Origin of the sequence: Luteimonas vadosa (genome assembly GCF_039543545.1) — a bacterium.
Classification (GTDB): Bacteria; Pseudomonadota; Gammaproteobacteria; order Xanthomonadales; family Xanthomonadaceae; genus Luteimonas; species Luteimonas vadosa.
Map to the genome: position 1 here is coordinate 829,113 of NZ_BAABJY010000001.1, position 16,891 is coordinate 846,003.

Annotated in this window: 15 protein-coding genes; 7 read left to right on the plus strand and 8 right to left on the minus strand. The window is 70.4% G+C overall.

Annotation, left to right across the window (positions count from 1 at the left end):
• The first annotated feature begins 3 nt into the window (after nt 1-3).
• The gene (folK, locus tag ABD970_RS03800) at nt 4-498 is read left to right on the plus strand and encodes a 2-amino-4-hydroxy-6-hydroxymethyldihydropteridine diphosphokinase (RefSeq protein WP_345294160.1); all 495 of its coding nucleotides are present in this window, start codon (nt 4-6) and stop codon (nt 496-498) included.
• Nucleotides 499-606: 108 nt separating this feature from the next.
• Nucleotides 607-1,440 (plus strand): DUF6159 family protein, encoded by an 834-nt coding sequence (locus tag ABD970_RS03805; protein WP_345294161.1) that lies wholly within the window; start codon nt 607-609, stop codon nt 1,438-1,440.
• Between the two features lie 114 nt (nt 1,441-1,554).
• Here ABD970_RS03805 and ABD970_RS03810 read toward each other — a convergent pair whose 3' ends face one another.
• The gene (locus ABD970_RS03810) at nt 1,555-2,295 is read right to left on the minus strand and encodes a pteridine reductase (protein ID WP_345294162.1); all 741 of its coding nucleotides are present in this window, start codon (nt 2,293-2,295) and stop codon (nt 1,555-1,557) included.
• Between the two features lie 154 nt (nt 2,296-2,449).
• Between ABD970_RS03810 and ABD970_RS03815 the strand changes: the two genes are divergently transcribed.
• Nucleotides 2,450-3,634, plus strand: a complete 1,185-nt coding sequence (locus ABD970_RS03815) for a class I SAM-dependent methyltransferase (RefSeq protein WP_345294163.1) — start codon at nt 2,450-2,452, stop codon at nt 3,632-3,634.
• An 8-nt stretch (nt 3,635-3,642) separates the two neighbouring features.
• Entirely contained in the window at nt 3,643-4,038 is a 396-nt protein-coding gene (locus ABD970_RS03820) for a VanZ family protein (RefSeq protein WP_345294164.1), read from the plus strand.
• Nucleotides 4,039-4,151: 113 nt separating this feature from the next.
• On the opposite strand, the gene ABD970_RS03825 is transcribed toward ABD970_RS03820, so the two are convergent.
• Complete coding sequence (locus ABD970_RS03825) at nt 4,152-5,402, minus strand: multifunctional CCA addition/repair protein (protein WP_345294165.1); 1,251 nt, start codon at nt 5,400-5,402, stop codon at nt 4,152-4,154.
• Nucleotides 5,403-5,543: 141 nt separating this feature from the next.
• Nucleotides 5,544-7,517, minus strand: a complete 1,974-nt coding sequence (locus ABD970_RS03830; protein WP_345294166.1) for a lytic transglycosylase domain-containing protein — start codon at nt 7,515-7,517, stop codon at nt 5,544-5,546.
• A 218-nt stretch (nt 7,518-7,735) separates the two neighbouring features.
• Here ABD970_RS03830 and ABD970_RS03835 point away from each other — a divergent pair, with 218 nt between their 5' ends.
• A complete protein-coding gene (locus ABD970_RS03835; protein ID WP_345294167.1) occupies nt 7,736-10,618 on the plus strand; it encodes a TonB-dependent receptor in 2,883 nt (960 codons plus the stop codon).
• A gap of 103 nt (nt 10,619-10,721) precedes the next feature.
• On the opposite strand, the gene ABD970_RS03840 is transcribed toward ABD970_RS03835, so the two are convergent.
• The 4 genes from ABD970_RS03840 to ABD970_RS03855 form a co-directional block, all read right to left on the minus strand.
• The gene (locus ABD970_RS03840; protein WP_345294168.1) at nt 10,722-11,510 is read right to left on the minus strand and encodes an endonuclease/exonuclease/phosphatase family protein; all 789 of its coding nucleotides are present in this window, start codon (nt 11,508-11,510) and stop codon (nt 10,722-10,724) included.
• Complete coding sequence (locus ABD970_RS03845) at nt 11,497-12,333, minus strand: thiol:disulfide interchange protein DsbA/DsbL (RefSeq protein ID WP_345294169.1); 837 nt, start codon at nt 12,331-12,333, stop codon at nt 11,497-11,499. Before ABD970_RS03845 ends, ABD970_RS03840 begins: the two co-directional genes overlap by 14 nt.
• A gap of 33 nt (nt 12,334-12,366) precedes the next feature.
• Nucleotides 12,367-13,041: a thiol:disulfide interchange protein DsbA/DsbL gene (locus ABD970_RS03850; RefSeq protein ID WP_345294170.1), complete on the minus strand. Its 675-nt coding sequence runs from the start codon at nt 13,039-13,041 to the stop codon at nt 12,367-12,369.
• 130 nt (nt 13,042-13,171) lie between these two features.
• Nucleotides 13,172-14,083: a c-type cytochrome gene (locus ABD970_RS03855; RefSeq protein ID WP_345294171.1), complete on the minus strand. Its 912-nt coding sequence runs from the start codon at nt 14,081-14,083 to the stop codon at nt 13,172-13,174.
• Between the two features lie 159 nt (nt 14,084-14,242).
• On the opposite strand from ABD970_RS03855, the gene yihA reads away from it, so the two are divergent.
• Nucleotides 14,243-14,878, plus strand: a complete 636-nt coding sequence (gene yihA, locus ABD970_RS03860) for a ribosome biogenesis GTP-binding protein YihA/YsxC (RefSeq protein ID WP_345294172.1) — start codon at nt 14,243-14,245, stop codon at nt 14,876-14,878.
• A gap of 186 nt (nt 14,879-15,064) precedes the next feature.
• Here the strand turns inward: yihA and ABD970_RS03865 are convergent, their stop codons facing one another.
• Nucleotides 15,065-15,301, minus strand: a complete 237-nt coding sequence (locus tag ABD970_RS03865; protein ID WP_345294173.1) for a putative signal transducing protein — start codon at nt 15,299-15,301, stop codon at nt 15,065-15,067.
• A 163-nt stretch (nt 15,302-15,464) separates the two neighbouring features.
• Between ABD970_RS03865 and ABD970_RS03870 the strand changes: the two genes are divergently transcribed.
• Entirely contained in the window at nt 15,465-16,829 is a 1,365-nt protein-coding gene (locus ABD970_RS03870; protein WP_345294174.1) for a glutamate--cysteine ligase, read from the plus strand.
• The last annotated feature ends 62 nt before the right edge of the window (nt 16,830-16,891 follow it).

Genomic DNA, 16,891 nt, shown 5'->3' on the forward strand with positions numbered 1-16,891 from the left:
GCCATGGCGCGCGCCTGCCTCAGCCTCGGCAGCAACGTCTCGCCCGAAGCCAACCTGCGCTCGGCGATCGCCGCGCTGCGGGCGCGGTTCGGTCCGTTGCTGCTGTCGCGGGTCTACCGCACCGGGGCGGTCGGGTTCGACGGCGCCGATTTCCTCAACGCCGCGGCCGTGGTCGAGACGGTCATGGACCCGCTCGCGCTCGATGCCTGGCTGCACGGGCTGGAGGATGCGCACGGACGGGACCGCGCCGCGCCGCGCTTCGGCGACCGCACGCTGGACATCGACCTGGTGCTGTACGACGACCTCGTGCTCGAAGGGCCGGGGCACCTGCGGCTGCCGCGCGACGAGTTGCGCCACGCCTTCGTGCTGCGGCCTCTGGCGGAGATCGCGCCCGGGATGGTCGAGCCGCGCAGCGGCCGCACGCTGGCGCAACTGTGGGCGGAGTCACCGGAACGCGACGCGCCGATGGTGGAAGTCGAGGGTTTCGGCGCGGACTGACGCGAACCTCGCCCAACGCCGCGGACCGCGCGTGCAGGTGACTTCCGGCGCTTGCGCGCCCCGCGCCAGCGGTTGCACGATGCGGGCAACGCTTGGGGAGTCATCGCGATGTTCGAGAAATTCTCGCGCAGCTGGGCGCTGGTGAAGGCCAGCGCGGCGGTCCTGCGCTCCGACAGGGAGCTGATGCTGTTTCCGTTGCTGTCCGGCGCCGCGACGCTGGTGGTGCTGGCGACCTTCCTGCTGCCGATGTTCGCGCTGCGCATCTTCGATGGCGGGTTCAGTGCAGGCGCGGCGATCTTCGGCTTCCTGTTCTACTTCTGCCAGTACAGCGTGATCATCTTCTTCAACTGCGCGCTGGTGGGCGCGGCGCTCATCCGCCTGGAGGGCGGCGACCCGACCGTGCGCGACGGTTTCGACGCGGCGAAGTCGCGGCTGCCGGCGATCTTCGGCTACGCCGCCATCGCCGCCACCGTCGGCGTGTTGCTGCAGGGGCTCAAGGGTCGCGACAACAATGTCCTGGTGCGCCTGGTCGGCAGCGGGCTCGGCGTGGCGTGGACGCTGGCGACGTTCCTCGTCGTCCCGGTCCTGGTCAGCCGCGACATCGGGCCGATCGATGCGCTCAGGCAGAGCGTCGACCTGCTCAAGCGCACCTGGGGAGAGAACGCCGTGGGCCAGGTCGGCATCGGCGCCGCCTTCGGCCTGCTGACCGCGGCGATGGTGCTGGTCGGCGTGGGCCTGGTCGTACTGGCCGCGCAGGCCTCGGTCGCGCTCGCCGTGGTCGTCGCCATCGTTGCCGGCCTGGCGGTGCTGTTGCTGGGCATCTACCAGGCCGCGCTCAGCGGCGTCTATTCGGCGGCCCTGTACCGTTACGCGGTCTCGCACGAGACGCCGGCGGGATTCAAGGGCGTGGCACTGGAGCAGGCCTTCGTCCCGAAGGCATGACCGGCGCCGCTCAGCGTCCAGGCCCCTGGTCGACGCACGGAACAGCCGTGCAGCCGAGCTGTGGTGGGCGAGGGCAGCGGCGGCATGCGATGGCGTGCCGCGGCGCGCGATCCCTCAGGGTTCCAGCAAGCGCCCGCCGTCGAGCCGGATGACCTGGCCGGTGGTGTAGGTGGCGCGGGCCAGCAGCCAGTGCACCGCGTCGGCGACTTCGTCGGGCGTACCGGTGCGTGCCAGCGGCGTGCGCGACAGCAACGCGGCCTTGCGTTCGTCGCCGTCGTCGTTCTCGGCCCACAGGATCGCGCCCGGCGCGATGGCGTTGACCCGCACGGCCGGCGCCAGTTCCAGCGCCAACGCGCGCGTCGCCATGACCAGCGCGGCCTTGCTCATGCAGTAGATGGGGTGGTCGCGCAGGGGGCGATCGGCGTAGATGTCCACGAGGTTCACGATCGCGCCCCTCGAGGCGCGCAAGTGCGGGGCGGCCGCCTGCGACAGGAAGAAAGGCGCGCGCGCGTTGGCGCCGAACAGCGCGTCCCACTGGGCCGGCGTCGCATCGACGAGCGGCGTCGGGAAGAAACCGGAGGCGTTGTTGACCAGCCCGTCGAGTCGGCCGAAACGTCCGATGCAGCGCGCAACCAGTTCCGGCAGGCGGTCGAAATGACCCAGGTCCGCCTGCAGGACCAGCGTGCTCCCGGCGCGGAGCGCCTCGAGTTCGGCCGCCAGCGCCTCCATGTCCGCTGCCGAGTCGCGATAGTGCAACGCAAGGTCGTGGCCTTCGGCGTGCAGGCGGCGCGCGATGGCGGCACCGAGGCGGCGGGCGGCACCGGTGACCAGCGTGACGGGGCGGGGCGTCTCCATGGCGGACACGATACCGTCATCGCCGCGCGCTGTGTTCGCACCGTCGGCACGCTCCGTGGACCCTCGTCGTGCGGCGGCAACCGGTGGGGGAAGCATCGCGTCGCTCCTGCACGGCCGGATCGTTATCCTGTGCCGCCAGCCCCGGGATTCCTCGATGCCGCCCTCCCACGCCCTCGATGCCGACGCGCAGGCGCACAGCGACCAGCTGCGCGCGCTGATCGCCGCGCAGATCGCGCAGGCCGGCGGCGCGATCCCGTTCTCGCGGTTCATGGAGCTGGCGCTGTACGCACCCGGCCTGGGCTACTACAGCGCCGGGGCGACCAAGTTCGGTCGCGCCGGCGATTACGTCACCGCGCCGGAGCTGGGCACGCTGTTCGCCGAATGCGTGGCCGAGGCCCTGGCACCGGTGCTCCGCCAACTCGGCGGGGACGCGCAGTTCGTGGAGATCGGCGGCGGCAGCGGCGCCTTCGCCGAGGCGGCCATCAAGCAGCTGATGGCGCTCGACGCGATGCCCGCGCGCTACGCCATCCTCGAACCCAGCGCCGACCTGCGCCAGCGGCAGCATGACCGCCTGCAGCGCACGTTGACCCCCCCGGTGTTCGAGCGCGTGGCCTGGCTGGACGGTCCGGTGCAGGAGCGCTGGCATGGCGTGCTGTTCGCCAACGAGGTGATCGATGCGCTGCCGACCCCCCGGTTCGCGCTGCACGGGGGCGAGGTCCACGAGGAGCACGTCGCGCTGGACGGCGAGGGCACGTTCGTGCGCGTCGACCGGCCGGCCGACGCCTTGCTGACGGCGGCGGTGCGCCACGTGGAGCGACAGCGCGAGTCGCCGTTCGCCGACGGCTATCGTTCCGAGTTGCTGCCGCAACTGCCGTACTGGCTGCAGGCGGTAATGGGCGGGCTGGGCGCTGGGGCGATGCTCTTCGTCGACTATGGCTACCCGCGCCGCGAGTATTACGCGCCGGAGCGACGCGACGGCACCCTGCGTGCATTCCATCGCCACCAGCTGGTCGAGGACGTGACCGCCCGGGTGGGATTGCAGGACATCACCGCATCGGTCGATTTCACCGCGCTGGCCGAGGCCGGCACAGGTGCGGGATTCGAGTTCGCCGGTTACTGCTCGCAGGCGGGGTTCCTGATCGGGAACGGCCTGGAGCAGCGGCTCGCGGAACAGGAAGCGCGCGCGCCCGACGAGCAGGCGCGCTATGCGCTGCGCCAGCAGGTGCAACGCCTGACCCTGCCCGGCGGGATGGGCGAGCGCTTCCAGGCCATGGGTTTCGATCGCGATGCGACGCTGGGCGCGGCCTTCCTGGCCGGCGACCTGAGCTTCCGTCTGTAGCCGGGCCCGTGCGTTTGCGTAGCGCGCTCAAGCCCCTGCGCCACCGGTTGTTGTGGAGCGGGCTCTGGTCGCTGGCGATCGCGGTGGTCGTCGTCGCGTCGCTGTTGCCGGCAAGCGAGTTGCCGGCGGTGGCGGGCGGCGACAAGCTGCACCACTTCCTCGCCTACTTCGTGCTCGCGGCCGCGGCCGTGCAACTGTACGCGCGCTGGCCTTCGCTGCTCGGCGCGGGGTTGGGCCTGGTGTTGCTGGGCATCGGACTGGAACATGCGCAGGGCGTGCTGACCGAGACGCGCCTGGCCGATCGCTGGGATGCGCTGGCGAACACGCTGGGCGTCATCGCCGGCCTCGGGACGCGGCTGACGCCGTGGCGCGATGCGCTGTTGCATCTCGATCGGCGGGACTGAGCTACGGGGTCGCCGTGTCGACGAGGGGCGCGCGAGCCCGGGAATGCATTGTCCAAACCCGCCGGGCCTGCCGTGACGGCGCCGCGGCCGGGAAAGCGTCGAACGGCGGCGCCTCAGCCTTTGCCGGCTTCCTCACGAGTCGGGTGCCCGCGTGCGGCGTGGATCGCCGCGATCCGTGCGCGGCGCAGCGCCTGGCCGAGCGCCGGTCCATCCAGGCCCTCGCGCACCACGTCCGCCCCGCGGACCGACGCGGCCGCGGCCTGCAGGCGCAGGAGCTCGCCCGCCTGCGGATAGGGCACGTCGGCCAGTCCCGCGCGTCCCCGCTTGTCGGCCTCGCAGGTGACCGCCAGCCTCGCGATGCGTCCGGGCTTGCGGAAGCCGTCGCAGCGGGCGAGCAGGTCGTGGACGGTGTCGTCGCGCAGCTCCAGCAGCCGGTGCACGTTGAGGTGTTCGCGGCAGGCCATCTCGGCCAGGGCACGATGCGCCGCGGGCACCTTCAGCCGCCCGCACAACGTCCGTAGCGGCGGCAGCCCGCGCTGCTCGTGGCGGATGTGGCGCGGCAATTCGTCCGCGGGCGTCAGCGCCTTGCCCAGGTCGTGGGTGAGGGCCGCGAAGCCGACCTCGGTGTCGCCGGGGGCCAGGCGCGCGGCCATGTCGCAGACCAGCTCGACATGCACGCCGGTGTCGACCTCGGGGTGGTACTCGGCGCGTTGCGGCACGCCGTAGAGCGCGTCGACCTCGGGCAGCACCGCGGCCAGCGCCCCGCAGTCGCGCAGGGTGCACAGGAAGGCCGACGGTCGCGGCGCGGCGAGCGCACGCGACAACTCCTGCCACACGCGCTCGGGCACCAGGGCTTCGAGTTCGCCCGACACGACCATTTGTTTCATCAGTGCGATGGTTTCTTCCGCGACGGTGAAACCCAGCGGCGCGAAGCGCGCCATGAACCGCGCCGCGCGCAGCACCCGCAGCGGGTCTTCGACGAACGCCGGCCCGACGTGGCGCAGGATGCGCGAATCGATGTCGGCGGCGCCGCCGTGCGGATCGACGAGGCTGCCGTCGGCGCGTTGCGCGATGGCGTTGATGGTGAAGTCCCGGCGGCCGAGGTCCTCCTCCAGCGTGACCGAGGGGTGCGCATCGACCACGAAGCCGCGATGGCCGCGCGCCGACTTGCGCTCGGTGCGCGCGAGCGCGTGCTCCTCGCCCGTTTCCGGGTGCAGGAACACGGGGAAATCGCGTCCGACCGGCTTGAAGCCGGCGGCGAGCATGGCCTCGGGGGTCGCACCGACCACCACGTGGTCGCGGTCGCCCGGCGGCAGCCCGAGCAACGCGTCCCTTACCGCACCGCCGACCAGGTAGGTGTCCATGCAGGGCATGATGCCGCAAGCGCAATCGGGGTTGGCCGGCAGGCGGCTCGGCCGATGCGTGCCGGGTCGCCAGGTGGTGGCGCAGTCCCGGGGCGCTGGCACCTCGGCGGGTGCCAGCCGGCTACGGGGACCGGATCGTCGTCAGCCCTTGGGTGGCTGCGCCAGCGGGCAGGAGAAGCGCTTGCGCGGCACGTCGATCCGCCCGTTCATGCGGTCGGTGACCGGGACCGCGTCGCCGTTGAGGCGCCAGTCGTAGATCACGCTGAAGGCGAGCACGCGGGCAACGTATTCGCGCGTTTCCTTGTAGCTGATCGTCTCGATCCAGAAATCCGGATCCATCGCGGGGCGCTGCGACTGCCAGCGCGCGGTGGGCGTCGGCCCGGCGTTGTAGGCGGCGATGGCGATGTAGGGGCGGCCGTACTTCTCCTTCATCTCGCGCAGGTAGGCGGTGCCGAGCGGGATGTTGATGGCCGGGTCGTAAAGGCTTTGCGCCCCGTTCCATGGCAGGCCGTTGCGGCGCGCGACCGCCGCGCCGGTCTCGGGCAGGACCTGCATCAGGCCGCGGGCATCGGCCGGCGAGCGGGCGTTGGGGTTGAAGACGCTCTCGGCGCGGATCTCGGCCGCGACCCACGCCGGGTCGACGCCGTTCTTCGCCGCCTCGCGCCGGATCAGGCCGTCGTGGTGCAGGGGGAAGCGCAGCTTGTAGAGCCGCAGCTCGTCGGCGCGGTGCTTGCCGCCGACGTTCACCAGGCCGAAGACGCCACGGTCGAACCAGCCGTTGTCCTGCGCGATTTCCACCGCCAGCCGGCGCTGGGTGTCGTCGAAGCGGTCCAGGGCCGCGGCCCATTCGCGCTGGGCCCAGACGGCGCGATCGATGCGGTAGAGCATCATCGCGCGCACCATGCCCGGGTCGCGGGCCACGGCGGCCTTGGCGGACGCCGGGTCGTCAGGTAGCCACGGGCACAGCGCGTAGTGCTGGCCGATGCGGTCGGCGGCGAGGAAGCCATGGAAGTCGGGCGCCCTGGCCGCGTCGCGGTACAAGGCCTGCGCGCCGGCCTTGTCGCCCGTCAGTTCGGCGGTTCGCGCGGCGAAATAGGTCCAGCGCGAGTCGCCGCGTTGCTCGGCCCCCATCTTCGCGATCGCCTGCCGTGCGGCGCGCCAGTCCGAGCGGGAGAGGGCTTCGCGCACGCGCCACTCGTGCAGGCGCTCGTCGTAGGCCGCGTCCGGCACCGCATTGAGGCGTCGCGCGGACCCGGGCAGGTAGGAGGCCACCGTCCACAGTGCCGACTGGTACAGCACGCGGCCGCGGTCCGCCTCGGAGAAGCCGAGTGCGTCGGCGAAGGCCTGCAGCTGCGCCTCGCCCGCGTCGGGATCGGACTTGGCCAGCTTCGCCAGGCCATGCGACGCGACCAGGCGGCTGCGTGGCGTCTTCGGCCAGTTCAGCGCGCGCGTGTGCGGGGCGTCGATGAACGCGGCGTAGTCGTTGGCGAGCGCGGCTTCCGGCGCGGGCAGGTCGCGCGCAATCGCGCGCATGATCCCGGGTTGCCAAGCCGCCGCGGCCTTCTCCAGCCGCTCCCAACGCAATTCGGGGGACAGGGCGCCCCGCGCCGCCAAGGTCGCGAACGGCGCGTCGCAGGCATCGGGCAGGGACTCGCCGGTGCTGCGCCAGATTGCCTGCGCCTCCGCGATCCACTGCGCGTCGACGGCCCCGGCCTGGGCGCGCGCCTGCAGCGAGTGGCAACGCAGCCGGGTGCCTTCGATCCCGGGCACCCAGGCCGCGCGGAACGTCGACCATTCCTCCCGCTTGGCCAGGGCGGTCAGCCATGCGGCACGAAACACCTCGGCCACGGGCTGGTCGTTATAGCGCTGCAGGAAGTCCTGACCCTGCGCCGTGGTGACCGCGTCCAGGTCGCGCGCCAGCAGGGCGTACTCCGCCCAGCCGCGCAGGGGGTGGCGCTCGGGCAGGGCGATGGGCAAGCCCCGTTCGGCGGCCTCCAGCGCGGTGCGGGCCTGGGGGTCGCTGGCGTCCTGCGCCGGGACGGCGAGGGCGACCAGGATCAGGGCGGATGCCAGGAAACGGGCGTAAAGGCAGCGAGGGCGGGCGGAAGTCGGCATCCGGCGAGCATAGCGAAGGATTTCTGAATGCTTTTTCTTTCGCCGTGGGCCCCGAGCGGGGCTTGCAGCTGGTGTCCGACCCCCCGGCCCGGCCGCGGCGGTTTCGCAATCCGCGCTTTCCCCTATTGCCGCGTCTTCACGAATTCGTTACAAGTGCAATCGACCACGTGCGTTTAGCGGCGCATGCGGGCCTTAACTCATCCAATGGAGAGCGCTCCATGCAGTCCCTGACCCCGAAACGACTCGCCCTGGCCGTGCATGCCGTGCTGTTGCTGTCCCTGCCGGCCTTGTGCCTGGCGCAGGAGCAATCCGAGGCCACGACCCTCGACACGGTCACCGTGACCGGTTCGCGAATCAAGAAAGCCGAACTTGAAGACCAGGTCCCGGTGCAGACCGTGACCCGGGAGGACATCGATCGCACGGGGCTTACGTCGATCGCCGACGTCGTCCAGGCGCTGACCGCTTCCGGCTCGGCGCTCAACACCAAGTTCAATTCCTCCGGCAACTTCGGCTTCCCGCCGGACGGCAGCGGCGTCGGCGCGGGTTCCGCCCAGGTCGACCTGCGCCACCTGGGTTCCAGGCGCGTGCTGGTGCTGGTCGACGGGATGCGTTGGGTCAACGAGGCTTCGGCGTCCGGCGTGGGCGCGGCCGTGGACCTCAACACCATCCCGCTGGCCATCGTGGAGCGCATCGAAGTCCTGGAGGACGGCGCCTCGGCGCTCTACGGTTCCGACGCCATCGCCGGCGTGGTCAACATCATCACCCGTCGCAACTTCGACGGTGCCTCGGTCAGCCTGCAGTACGGCGAGTACGCGGAAGGCGACGGCGCCACCACCAAGGCGGACTTCGCCTGGGGCAGGAACGGCGAGCGCAGCAACCTGTTCCTTGGCGCGAGCTACACCGAGCAGGAGCCCGTGCGGTCGGCGGACCGCGCCCAGGCGAGGTTCCCCGTGCCCGGCACCGGCGTCGCATTCGGCAGTTCGGGCACTCCCACCGGGCGCTTCATCTTTCGGAACCCGAACACCGGCGTCACCCATGACCTGACGCCCAACAACGGCGCCAGCAACCCCATCTACAACCCCACGCAGACGGGCTGTACCCGCACGGACAGCTACCACTGCTTCGCGACGGCCGACCGCTTCAACTTCTCGCCGTTCAACCTGGTGTTGACACCTTCCGAGCGCGCCGGCTTGTTCGGCCAGTTCCGCCTGGACATCAGCGACAACACCAGCTTTTACGCGAGGGGCCTCTACAACCGTCGCAAATCGACCAACCAGGCCGCACCCGAGCCGATCTTCCTCGGCTTGTCGGCGGGAACCGGCAATCCGCGCGCCGACAACATCTTCATCTCGCGGTTGAATCCGTTCAATCCCTTCGGGTTCGACCTGGATGCGCGCCTGAGCACGCCCGCCGCGCAGCGCAACCTGTTCCTGATCGGGCGGCGCCCGGTCGAGGGCGGGCCGCGCATCTTCAACCAGGACGTCGATACGTGGTACCTGGGGACGGGGCTCGAGGGACGCTTCGAGGTCGGCGAGCGCACCTGGTTCTGGGACGCGAACCTGGCCTACAGCGAGAACCAGGCCGAGCAGACCAACTACGGCAGCTACGACATCCGCAATATCGCGCTGGCCCTGGGCGATCCGGCGGCCTGCGCGGCCGTGACGGGCTGCACCCCGCTGAACCTGTTCGGTGGGCCGGGCACCCTGACGCCCGCCATGCTGGCTTTCATCCAGCCGGTCGTGCGCGACGAGAGCGAGAACACCCTGCTGCAGGCCACGGCCAACATCAGCGGCGACCTGGTCGAACTGTGGGCGGGACCGCTCTCGTTCGCCGGCGGCATCGAGCACCGCCGCTACGAAGGGTTCTACCAGCCCGATGCGCTGACCGTGGCCGGCTTCTACAACGGCGTGCCCTCGCGACCGACCTCCGGCGAATACGACGTGAGCGAGGTCTACACCGAGTTCAGCCTGCCGTTGTTCGTCGACTCGCCCCTGGGCAAGCGGCTGGACCTCAGCCTGGCAGGCCGGTACTCCGACTATTCGACCTTCGGCGGAGAGTTCACCGGCAAGCTCGGCCTGCGCTGGCAACTGGTCGACGAGCTGCTGTTCCGGGCCACGTATGCGGAAGGTTTCCGGGCGCCGACCATCGGCGAACTGTTCGGCTCGGCGAGCCGCTTCGATGCCGTGTTGGCCGACCCCTGCAGCGAGCCGCTGCGCGATCCCACGCTGCTGGGGAATTGCCGGACGCTGGGCGCGCCCGCGGGCTATTCGCAGCCCAACCCGCAGATCTCGGTCACCACCGGCGGCAACCGCGACCTCGAGCCCGAGACCGCCGACAGCTTCTCGATGGGCATGGTCTGGAGTCCGAGCGTCCTCGAGAACTCCGCGATCGCCGAACGCGTCGACCTGGAAGTCACCTTCTATCGCCACTGGATCGACGGCGGCATCCAGGCCGTCGACGCGCAGACGCAGCTCAACCTGTGCGTAGCCACGCTGGATCCGCGCTTCTGCAGCGGCATCACCCGCGCCTCCACGGGCGCCATCAACAGCTTCAGCAACCGCCTGACCAACCTGTCCACGATCAAGACCGATGGCTGGGACGTCGACCTGTTCTGGACGTTCCCGGACAGCGACCTGGGCAAGTTCAAGGTCAGCTGGCGGAACACGTTCGTCGGCAGGTACGAGGCGCGCGGCGCCGCCGGCGTGCGCCAGCCGCTGCGCCCGGGCGTGGAGGTCAACAACAGTTCGATCCCGGAGTGGACCTCCAACTTCGTCACCGACTGGGCACGCAACAACTGGTCGGCCGCGTGGACGATCCGGCACATCGACGAGGTGCGCGAGACGTGCCGCACCACGGCATTCCCGGTCTGCAGCGACCCGACGCTCAATCGCAACGTGCTCGAGGCGACGACGTACCACGACCTCCAGGTCGGCTACAAGTTCGACTGGATGCGCGGTCTGCAACTCACCGCCGGCGTCAACAACGTTGCCGACGAGGATCCGCCGATCTGCCTGACCTGCTCGCTCAATGGCTACGACGCCTCGACCTACGACATCCCGGGCGGCCGCTTCTGGTACGTCCGCGCCGACCTGAGGTTCTGAGCCCAGGGGCCGGTTCTCCGATGGCGGGCGGCGATGCGAATCGCCGCCCGCCTGGCGGCGGGACCGGCGACGGCACGGCGCCGCCGCGGCCCAGGCACGGGGCCTACCTGCGCAGCGCCACGTCCGGCACGTCGAGTTCCACCGACAACGCCAGGTGGTCCGAGAACGCGGCCGGCACCGCCTGCAGGTCCCGGCAGGACATGCCGTCGCCGACCAGGATGTGGTCGATGGCGCGTTGCGGTTTCCAGCTGGGGAACGTGTGCACGGCGCAGCTCGGCGGTTGCAGCCGCGTCTGGCGGTAGAGGATCCCCATCTCCGCGCAGTCGGCGGTGCAGTTGAAGTCGCCCATCAGTACGGCATGCGGATGGTCGTGCAGCAGCTCGGCGATGAACGAGAGCTGCGAACGCCGCGACTGCACGCCAAGCGACAGGTGGGCGATGGCGACCGTCAGCGCATCGTCGTCGTCCCCGTAGGTGGCCATGAGCACGCCCCGGCCGTTGATTCGGCCGGGCAGCGGATGGTCGATGACTTCGACCGGTTCGAACTTGCTCAGCAGTCCGTTGGCGCTGGAGGCAACGTTGCCCACGCGGCGGTTGGGCTGGTGGCTCCAGTAGTCGAACCCGCCGCGCTCGGCCAGGTAGTGGGTCTGGTTGGTGAAGCCCGAACGCAGGCTGCCGGGGTCGCTCTCCTGCAGGCCGACGATGTCGTGCTTGCCGGCGAGCTCGGCGATGGTGTCGAGCATGCTGTGCTTGCGCCCGGCAGGCAGCACGTGCGACCAGCTCCGCGTCGCGTAATCGCTGTAGCGACGCGTGCTGGAGCCGGCCTGGATGTTGGCGCTCAGAAGCCGGAGCGTCTGCGCCGCCGACGCGCTGGCGGGCTTATTCGGCGGCACTGCCCTGCGCACGTACGCGCGCGATCATCGCGCTGGTGTTCTCGAGCATGTTCTCGAAACTGGTGCCCTTGATCCGGTACTTGCCGTTGACGATCATCGTCGGGGTCGAGTTGGCCTGGCTGCGGACGATGAACTGCTTGGCGCGATTGTACTTGCTGTCGACCGCGAAGCTGGCCATCGTGCTGGCGAACTGCTTCGCATCCACGCCGTGCTTGGCGTAGAAGGCTCCGATCTCGGCCGGGCTGTCCTCGCCGCGCTCACCCTTCAGGGTGCGCTCGATGTGCAGTGCATTGAACACCGCGTCGTGGGTGCGCTCGGCGATGCCCATCGCCTCGGCGGCGTAGTACGCGCGCACGTAGGGGTCCCAGCGCGGGCCGAAGGCGGCCGGCACGTAGGTGAAGCGCACGTCGGCGGGCAGGCGGGCCTTCCAGCTGTTGACCAGTGGCTGGAACGCTGCGCAGGCCGGGCAGACGTAGTTGAAGACCTCGACCACCTCGATCTTGCCGTTGAGGGGCTCGAGCGGCTTGCCTCCGGGGATCTCTTCGTAGTCGCGGCCCGCGACCAGGCCGGCGGCGTCGGCGGGCATGGCCGCGGCCGGAGCGCCGGGATCGGCGGGGGCCGGGTCACCACCCGGGGCGTCGGCGAGTGCGGGCTCGCCTTCGACGGCATCGAGCGCGGGTTCCGCGGTCGTGGGTTCCACGGCGGTGCCTGCCGCCTCGGCCGCCGGAGTCTCGGGCGCCGGCGCGTCGTTGCCGCCGCAGGCGGCGAGCAGGACGGAGAGGAGCAGGGCGGTGGCGAACTTGGTCGGCGTGTAATTGCTCATGGCAGGACTCGTGGCGAAAGGGGGTGTCGTGGATCAGGGGGTGGTCGATGCGGCGCGCCTGGCCCGCTCGCGGGCGACCAGGGCATCGGTGATGCGCAGGACGTCGGGCAAGGTCCGTCCGCGGACACGCCAGATGCCGTTGACGACGATCGTCGGCGTGCCCTCGATGCCGCTGCGGATCGCGAACTCGCGCGCCGCCTGCATCCGGGCATCGGTGGCCTTGGATGTCATCGCGGCCCTGGTGCGCTTGGCATTGACGCCGAGGCCATCATAGAACGTCGCGATTTCCTCCACCGACACGCCACGCGAAGGCATCGCCTGGGTGTCGTGGATCGCACGGAACGTGGCGTGGTGGGTCTTGCCCTGCGCCCCGAGGGCGTCGGCCGCGAAATAAGCGCGGGCGTAGTTGTCCTGCAAGTCGAACGCCGCCGGCACGTAGGTGAACCGGACGTCCTTGGCCAGGCCCTTCCTCCACTGGTCGACCATTGGCTGGAAATCGCGGCAGTGGTGGCACCAGTAGGCGAACACCTCGACGACCTCGATCTTCCCGGCCAGCGGCTGCCACGGCTGGCCACCTTCGATGGCGACGTAGTCGACCCCTTCCACGGGTGCGGGCGCGGGCTTGGCGGCCTGGGCGTGACCGGCCACGGGCAGCAGGCCGGCCAGCGTCAGCGCGGCCAGCAGGACGAAGGTCTGGCGATGGATCATGCGAAGGCCTCCCTGCAGGCAAAAAAGCGCCGGCGCAGGGATTCTGGCCGGCGGAGTGATTCAAGGGCTGTGAAGGGTGGGACCCCTCGCATGCCGCGAAGTTCCCGCCAGGCCAGTCCAGGCTGGTGGCTCACGACCCTTGCGACGGGGTCTCGTCCACGGCTGCGGCCTCGTCCTGCACCTCGCCGCCGGTGGACGGGGGCAGGGTGGCGGGTGTCGCCGGCGGTGCCGGCGGCGCCGGCGCGGCCGCGGCCGGCATCCGGGCGATCGCGGCCAGCATCGCGGCGTCGGGCCGCGCATGGAGGCCTTGCAGGTAGCTTGCCAGGGCGCTGATTTCCTCGTCGGTCAGCGACTCGGCCACGGACGCCATGATGGCGAACTGGGTGCGGTCCCGCTCGCTGGTCTCGCCCGCGCGGTACTCCTGCAGGCGGCGCGCGCTGTACCAGGCCTGCTGCCCGGCGACGTGCGGGTAGGGCGGGCCGGGGTTGCCCGCGCCGTCCGGGCCGTGGCAGGCCATGCAGGCCGGGATGCCGCGGGCCACGTCGCCGCTGCGGAACAGCTTCTCGCCGACCTGGTAGAACTTCATGCCGGCGTAGGGGCCTTCGGCGATCTCGGTGTCGTCGGCGATGCCGGCGCCGGTTTCCTGGGTGGCGAAATAGGCGCCAAGGTCGCGCATGTCCTGCGCGCTCAGGGGGGCGGCATACGGCTGCATGATGGCGTTGACGCGCTCGCCGCTCTTGAACAGCGCCAGCTGGCGGGCAATGTAGCGCTCGCTGTGGCCGGCGATGCGCGGATAAATGGCGGGGTCGGTGCCGTTGCCATCCAGGCCGTGGCAGGCGGCGCAGGCGCCGGCCTTCGTCGCGCCGGCCTTCGGGTCGCCGGGATTGGCCTGGGCCAGCGCCGCGACCGCGTTGGCGTCCAGCGGCATGGTCTCGACGGGCTCGTTCTCCGGCAGCGGCATCACCGTGGTCTGGGCGTAGGCGACCGCACCGGCCACGAGGGCGGCGAAACCGGCGAAGGCGTAGGCGCGGGCATTGCGCATTGCATGGCTCCGAGGATCTGGGTGCGGCGGCAGGGGCCGTCGCCAAGGCGTGCGGTTGCGGTTCCGGCGGCGGCAGCCGCAGGGCCTGAAATTATCGTTGCGGGCCGCGGGGCGGTCAAACGGGCGTGGCCGGGCGGGTTCGCGTGAGAAGCTATGCCCATGGCCAATCCCCTCGCCCGTGCCCGTTACCTGCTCGCCGCCCATACCCCGCGCCAGCTGCCGCCCGACGGCGGTTTCGAGGTCGCCTTCGCGGGCAGGTCCAATGCCGGCAAGTCCACCGCGCTCAACGCCCTGTGCCAGCAGAACGCGCTGGCGCGGGTCTCCAAGACGCCGGGGCGCACCCAGCAGCTGGTGTTCTTCGACGTCACCGCCGGCAGCGGCGGCGCGGCCGAGGTCGCCAGCGACCAGGCCCGCTACCTGGTCGACCTGCCCGGCTACGGCTACGCCAAGGTGCCCAAGGACCTGCAGGCGCACTGGCAGGCGTTCCTGGCCGGCTACTTCCGCAACCGCTTCGCCCTGCGCGGCCTGGTGGTGGTGATGGACATCCGCCATCCGCTCAAGGACTACGACCGGCAGATGCTGGGCTACGCCGTGGAGCGCGGGCTGCCCGCGCACGCCTTGCTGACCAAGGCCGACAAGCTCTCGCGGGGTGCCGCGGCCAACGCGCTGCAGGCGGTGCGGCGGGAGCTGTCGTCGGCCTACGGCGATACCGTGGGCGTGCAGACGTTTTCCGGCGAGTCGAAGCTGGGGGTGGAGGAGGCGCGGGCGGTGGTGGGGCGCTGGCTCGAGTTCTAGCAGAGCGTCGAGAAAGCGCACACGTGCGCGTGATTCAAGTTGCAAGTCCGATCCATCCCCGAACTTGCCGCGCCCTATCGATCGTTTGCTCGCCTGCCTCTTCGAGGTGGACATCCATGACGCAACCGCTTCATCGGGTGCAGGACGATCGGCCTGGACCGATGCACCGGACCACGGCGACCTGGTTCACTCGTCGAGATCGTCTCCACCTGGCACCCCTTCCTGCCACTCGACGACAATCGCGCGTGCGCGCAACGCTTCGCTCTCCGGCACGCAGACACTGACCAGTCCGTGCACCGGGAGTTCGCCGAGCCCGCCCTGCAGGTGTTCGCCACGGATGTAGCTCGGGATGCCCGCATCTTCCAGCAGATGCTTGATCAGATGGGCGTCGGTGGCGTGCGCAGCGTCGTACACCGGCACCATGGCCTGTCTCCAATCGTGGCGACTGGGCGGCCGCCGGTGGATGAAACAGAACACAGCCGTGCCGATCCGGCAATGCCCCGGTCGCGGCGCGCGGCTATGATGCCGCATTGCGAAGCAAGGCCCGTGCCCGCAGATCGTCCCCCACTTCCCCCGAGCGATCGCCATGTCCAGCCCCAGCCACGTCGCCGATACCCCGATCACCGATCGCGACCAGCTCGTGGCGTACGTGGCCGCGGGCGAGAAGCCGAAGGCAGACTGGCGCATCGGTACCGAGCACGAGAAGTTCGGCTTCCGCCTCGACGACCTGCGGCCGCCGGGATTCGATGGCGAGCGCGGCATCGAGGCGTTGCTGACGGGACTGACGCGATTCGGCTGGGAGCCGGTGACCGAGCACGGCCGCACCATCGCCCTGCACAAGAACGGCGCGTCGGTGACGCTCGAGCCTGCCGGTCAGCTGGAACTGTCCGGCGCGATGCTGGAGAGCATCCACCAGACCTGCAGCGAGGTCGGTTCGCACCTGTACGAGGTCAAGACCGTCGCCGACGAGCTGCGGCTGGGTTTCCTGGGCATGGGCTTCCAGCCCAAGTGGCGTCGCGAGGACATGCCGTGGATGCCCAAGGGCCGCTACAAGATCATGCGCGCCTACATGCCCAGGGTCGGCGCGCTCGGCCTGGACATGATGACCCGCACCTGCACCGTGCAGGTCAACCTCGACTTCGCGTCCGAGGCCGACATGGTGAAGAAGTTCCGGGTGTCGCTGGCGCTGCAGCCGGTGGCGACCGCGCTGTTCGCCGACTCGCCGTTCACCGAAGGCAAGCCCAACGGATACCTCAGCTACCGCTCGCACATCTGGACCGACACGGACGCCGACCGCACCGGCATGCTCGACTTCGTGTTCGAGGACGGCTTCGGCTACGAGCGCTACGTCGACTACATCCTCGACGTGCCGATGTACTTCAGCTACCGCGACGGCACCTACGTTGATGCCAGCGGGCAGAGCTTCCGCGACTTCATGCAGGGCCGGCTGCCGGCGCTGCCCGGCGCGTTGCCCACCCTGCGGGACTGGTCGGACCACATGACCACGGCCTTCCCCGAAGTGCGCATGAAGCAGTACCTGGAGATGCGTGGCGCGGACGGCGGGCCGTGGAACCGGCTGTGCGCGTTGCCGGCGTTCTGGACCGGGCTGCTCTACGACGATGCCGCGCTCGATGCCGCCTGGGACCTGGTGAAGGATTTCAGCATGGCCGAGCGCAACCAGCTGCGCGACGGCGTGCCGCGGCTGGCGCTGAAGACGCCGTTCCGCGACGGCACGCTGCGGGACCTCGCCCTGGAGGCGCTGAAGATTTCCGCCGCCGGCCTGCAGCGCCGCAACCGGCTCAGTGCGCACGGCAGCGACGAGCGCCACTTCCTCACCCCGCTGATCGAGTTCGCCGAGGCCAACGAAAGTCCCGCCGAGCGCAAGCTGGCGCTGTTCCACGGCCAGTGGGGCGGCGACATCGACCGCGTGTTCCACGAGTTCGCCTACTGATCGACGCGCCTCCGGGCGGGGCGGCCTGCCATCCCGCGTTGCGTCCGGCCGGCCGGGCCGTT